The sequence below is a fragment of the Xanthobacter sp. BG11Y11_SDJG genome, from assembly GCF_057364445.1.
Map to the genome: position 1 here is coordinate 1 of NZ_JBNFNU010000378.1, position 4,128 is coordinate 4,128.

Sequence of the window (4,128 nt, forward strand, 5' to 3'; positions counted from 1 at the left end):
CCGGCTTGGCGGCAGCAGGCTTGGCGGCAGCAGGCTTGGCCGCGCTCTTGGCGGCCTTGGCCGGGGCGGCGGCCTTCGGAGCGGTGGTCTTGGCAGCAGCGGCCTTCGGGGCAGCCGCCTTCGGAGCAGCGGCCTTCGGCGCCTTCTCGGCCTTGGCGGCCGGCGCCTTCGCAGCAGGCTTCGCAGCGGGCTTCGCAGCGGTTTTGGCGGCAGGCTTGGCGGCGGTCTTCGCGGGCGCCTTGGCAGAGGCCTTGGCAGGAGCCTTGGCAGCAGCCTTGGGCTTGTCGGCCGCCTGCGTCAGGCACGAGGCCGCAAGCTTCTTGATCTCTTCGTGGGAGATGCCGGCCGGTCCTTGAGCGCCTTCGCGGCGATCTTGCTCACCTCTGCGCCGGTCGTTTCGGTCTTCGCCATACTTGCCTCCAAAATCAGCCAGCCGGCGAAGAATCAAACCACCGCAACGCGATGCCCGCCAGCGTCCCATAAATCTCGCGGAATAACTGCGAAATGGTTAACGGCGGAATTTCCTTTTCTTGTCAATGAATTGAACTTGATTTTCAGGCGCCGCGGGCAACGGTCGAAGGGGCACAGGACATGCAATCGGCCGCGGGATGTGGCAGCCGCGCGCGCCTTGACCGGGGCGCCTTCCCGTCGCTTCCTGTCATCGTCGCGTCGGCGCTTCGCTCTAGCGTCCGCTCGTCGCGATTCGGGCGGAAGGAGCGCCCGGCGGCCGGAAGGAGGCTCCATGACGCTCGCGGGACGTCCGTCCATCCTCTTCTTGTGCCGGGACAATTCCGGCCTGAGCCTGATGGCCGAGGCGATCGCCATCGCCCGCCACGGCGCGGTGCGCGCCTTCAGCGCCGCGGTCGCCGAAACCGGGCCGGTGGATCTGGCGGCGGTGGAGTGCCTGCACCATGCGGGCATCCCCGCCGACGGCCTGTCCTCGAAGCCGGCGGAGCTGTTCGGCTTTTCGGGCGCCGCGGGTCGACGTGGTGGTCGCCATGGTGGACGTGGCCCAGCAGGCTCTCGTCCGCCTCGACTGGCACCGGACGACGCGGGTGGAGCACTGGACGTTCGACGACGTCTCGCGCCTGGGCGACGTGCACCAGCGCCGGCTCGCCTATCGCCGCATGCTGCCGCGCCTCAAGGCGGCGGTGCGCGCCGTGGCCGACCGCGCCGCCGGCTTGCCGGTGGCCGCCTGAGGCCCCGCGACCACTCCGCGCTAGTCGGCGATGCGGCCGCCCAGCTCGTCCTCGATATGGATGCGGATGATCTCCTCGAAGGAGGTCTCCGCGACGAAGCCCAGGGATGACGCCCTTCTGGCGTCGAACTTGCGCGGCCAGCCGGCGACGATGCCCTCGATCACCGGGTCGGGTACGCGTTTGATGCGGGCCACGGCCTTGTCGCCCGCCACCTGGCGCAGCGCCTCGATCTGCTCGCCCACCGTGACGGCGAGCCCCGGCATGGTGAGGTTGCGCCGCGTGCCCACCTGTCGCCCGTCGAGAGTCGCGGCGTGCAGAAGGAAGCCCACCGCGGCGCGCGGCGAGGCATGCCAGTGCATCACGGTCTCCGACACCGGCAGGATCGCCTCCTGCCCGGCCAGCGGCTCGCGGATGATGCCGGAGAAGAAGCCGGAGGCCGCCTTGTTGGGCGCCCCCGGGCGCACGCAGATGGTGGGCAGGCGGATGCCGATGCCGTCGAAGAAGCCGCGCCGCGTATAGTCGGAGAGCAGCAGCTCGCCGATCGCCTTCTGCGTGCCGTAGGAGGTGAGCGGGGTGTGGAAGAACTCGTCCGGGATCGCCTCGGGAAACGGCGCCCCGAACACGGCGATGGACGAGGTGAAGACGAGGCGCGGCGCGTAGCCCTCGATCAGCCGCACCGCGTCGAACAGATGCCGCGTGCCGTCGAGATTGATGCGCGTGCCCTTCTCGAAATCCGCCTCCGCCTCGCCGGAGACGATGGCGGCGAGGTGGAAGATCACGTCCGGCCGCTCGGCCACCAGCGCCGCCGCCGCGCCGGGCACCGAGATGTCGGAGACGCGGGCGTCGGTGGAAAAGGGCGCCTGCGGCAGCTTCGGCGGCACCACGTCGTGGGCGGTGAGCCGGGTGATGGGGGTGTCGCCGATCCGCCCGTCGCGGGCCAGGCGCTCGATCAGCTTGCGGCCCACCATGCCGGCGCCGCCGATGACCAGGATGTGCATGGATTGATGTCCCTTTTTCAGAGCACCCAGCCGCCATCGATGATGTGCGCCTGGCCGGTGGTGAAGCTGCTCTCGTCGCTGGCGAGGTAGAGCGCGAGAAACGCGATTTCCTCGGCCGTGCCAAGCCGCCCCATGGGCTGGCGGCCGACGAAGTCGGCGCGCACCTGATCGATCGTGCGCCCGGTCTGCGCCGCCACGGCGGCGATGCGCTCGTCGAGCGAGGGCGACTGCACGGTGCCGGGGCAGATGGCGTTGACGCGGATGCCCTTGAGCACGAAGTCCGCCGCCACCGCCTTGGTGAGGCCGATCACCGCCGCCTTGGTGGTGCCGTAGGCATAGCGGTTGGGCACGCCGCGGATCGAGGAGGCCGCCGAGGAGATGTTGACGATGGAGCCGCCGCCCTTCGCCAGCATGCCGGGCAGGACGGCGGAGATCGTCCGGTGCATGGATTTCACGTTGAGATCGAAGGAGAAGTCCCAGTCCTTCTCCGTGGTCTCGAAGATGGTGCCCTGGTGCACGTAGCCCGCGCAGTTGGCGAGCACGTCGAGCGGGCCCAGCTCGGCGGCGAGCGCGTTCACGGCCTCCGTGGAGAGCACGTTCAGCGCCCGCGCCTCGGCGCCCGCAAGGTCCGCGACCTTGGCGGCGTCGAGGTCGGTGGCGATCACCCGCGCCCCCGCGTGCACGAACGCCTCGGCGATGGCGCGCCCGATGCCCTGTCCCGCCGCCGTCACCAGCGCCGTCTTGCCCTGAAGCCGTCCTGCCATGGCGTTTCCCCGTCCTGCGTCGTTGCGGCGCCGCCCCTCAGAGCGCGGCGCGGATGTCTTCCAGCTTGCGGCGCTGGCGGCCGTCGGCGTCGAAATTGCCGGGATCGAGGAAGGCCTCGAACGCCGCCTTTGCCTTGGGCCAGTCGGTGTCCAGCATGGCGAACCAGGCGGTGTCGCGGTTGAGGCCCTTGACGATCATGTGCTGGCGGAAGAGGCCCTCGAAGGAAAAGCCGAGCCGCTCCGCCGCCCGCCGGGAGGGGGCGTTCAGCGCGTTGCACTTCCATTCGTAGCGCCGGTAGCCGAGATCCTCGAAGGCGTGGCGCGCCATCAGATACATGGCCTCCGTCGCCCCCGCGGTGCGCTGGAGCGGCGGGGTGTAGAGGATGTGGCCCACCTCGATCACCCGGTGCGCCGGCTCGATGCGCATGAAGGTGGCGTGGCCCACCGCGCGGCCGCTCGGCTGTTCCTCGATGACGAACAGCAGCGGGTCGGCCTTCTGCGCCGCCTCGGCATAGGCGGCGGCAAAGGCCGCTTCGTCGGCGAAGGGCGCGGGGAAGAGATAGGCCCACAGGGCCTCCTTCTCCGGCCCGTGGGAGAGGGCGAAGAGCGCGGCCGCATGCCGAGCCGCATCGAACGGCACGAGGCGCACGTGCCGGCCCTCCAGCACGGTGGGCTCGGGCCGGCGGGCGGGTCCGCCGGGAACGGGGGCGCCGAGGGGCGTTGCGGAAGTCTCGGTCATCAGCCGGCCCTCCGTTCGGCGTCGTCGCGGAAGAAGCCGTTGATCTCGGCGAACGGCAAGGCGGCGCCGAACGGCGCGAAGCTGCCCGCCTGCATCGCCTCCACCGCGGCCCGGAACGCGCCCCAGGCGACGCGGCTCAGCGTGCTGCCGGTGCTGATGCGGCGCACGCCGAGCGCCGCGACGTCGGCCACCGTGAAGCCCAGCGCGCCGGGCATGAGCAGGTTCACCGGCACCGGCGCGACGGCCTCCACCACGGCGGAAATGTCCGCGCGGGTGCGCAAGCCGGGGGCATAGACGCAGTCCGCGCCCGCGCCCGACATAGGCGGTGAGCCGCGCGATCACCTCGGCAATGTCGCGCGCGACCAGACTAGCCTTCGGCGCGCGCGGTGAGGATCACGTCGGCGCCGGCCGCGTCGATGGCGCGCCGG

The 4,128-nt window shown here is 71.0% G+C and carries 6 protein-coding genes; 1 reads left to right on the forward strand and 5 read right to left on the reverse strand.

All coding sequences use genetic code 11. The features are described from left to right. The coding region (locus tag AC2W7M_RS21080) for a hypothetical protein (RefSeq protein WP_486134648.1) at positions 1–481 on the reverse strand (481 nt) is incomplete at its 3' end. A gap of 505 nt (positions 482–986) precedes the next feature. Between AC2W7M_RS21080 and AC2W7M_RS21085 the strand changes: the two genes are divergently transcribed. Beyond that, the gene (locus AC2W7M_RS21085) at positions 987–1,199 is read left to right on the forward strand and encodes a hypothetical protein (RefSeq protein WP_486134650.1); all 213 of its coding nucleotides are present in this window, start codon (positions 987–989) and stop codon (positions 1,197–1,199) included. A gap of 20 nt (positions 1,200–1,219) precedes the next feature. Here the strand turns inward: AC2W7M_RS21085 and denD are convergent, their stop codons facing one another. Genes denD through AC2W7M_RS21105 form a run of 4 tightly spaced genes read right to left on the reverse strand, consistent with a single transcriptional unit; the run spans position 1,220 to position 4,020 of the window. After that, a complete protein-coding gene (denD, locus tag AC2W7M_RS21090) occupies positions 1,220–2,197 on the reverse strand; it encodes a D-erythronate dehydrogenase (protein ID WP_486134652.1) in 978 nt (325 codons plus the stop codon). A gap of 17 nt (positions 2,198–2,214) precedes the next feature. Continuing rightward, entirely contained in the window at positions 2,215–2,961 is a 747-nt protein-coding gene (locus AC2W7M_RS21095) for an SDR family oxidoreductase (RefSeq protein ID WP_486134653.1), read from the reverse strand. Positions 2,962–2,998: 37 nt separating this feature from the next. Beyond that, the gene (locus AC2W7M_RS21100; RefSeq protein ID WP_486134655.1) at positions 2,999–3,700 is read right to left on the reverse strand and encodes a GNAT family N-acetyltransferase; all 702 of its coding nucleotides are present in this window, start codon (positions 3,698–3,700) and stop codon (positions 2,999–3,001) included. Continuing rightward, positions 3,700–4,020 (reverse strand): isocitrate lyase/phosphoenolpyruvate mutase family protein, encoded by a 321-nt coding sequence (locus tag AC2W7M_RS21105; protein WP_486134657.1) that lies wholly within the window; start codon positions 4,018–4,020, stop codon positions 3,700–3,702. The genes AC2W7M_RS21100 and AC2W7M_RS21105 overlap by 1 nt, the downstream gene beginning before the upstream one ends. Positions 4,021–4,128 lie beyond the last annotated feature (108 nt).

Excerpts from the sequence above, each read along its gene's own strand:
- denD (WP_486134652.1), bottom strand. The coding sequence starts at position 2,197 with ATGCACATCCTGGTCATCGGCGGCGCCGGCATGGTGGGCCGCAAGCTG.
- AC2W7M_RS21105 (WP_486134657.1), bottom strand. The coding sequence starts at position 4,020 with ATGTCGGGCGCGGGCGCGGACTGCGTCTATGCCCCCGGCTTGCGCACC.
- AC2W7M_RS21095 (WP_486134653.1), bottom strand. The coding sequence starts at position 2,961 with ATGGCAGGACGGCTTCAGGGCAAGACGGCGCTGGTGACGGCGGCGGGA.
- AC2W7M_RS21100 (WP_486134655.1), bottom strand. The coding sequence starts at position 3,700 with ATGACCGAGACTTCCGCAACGCCCCTCGGCGCCCCCGTTCCCGGCGGA.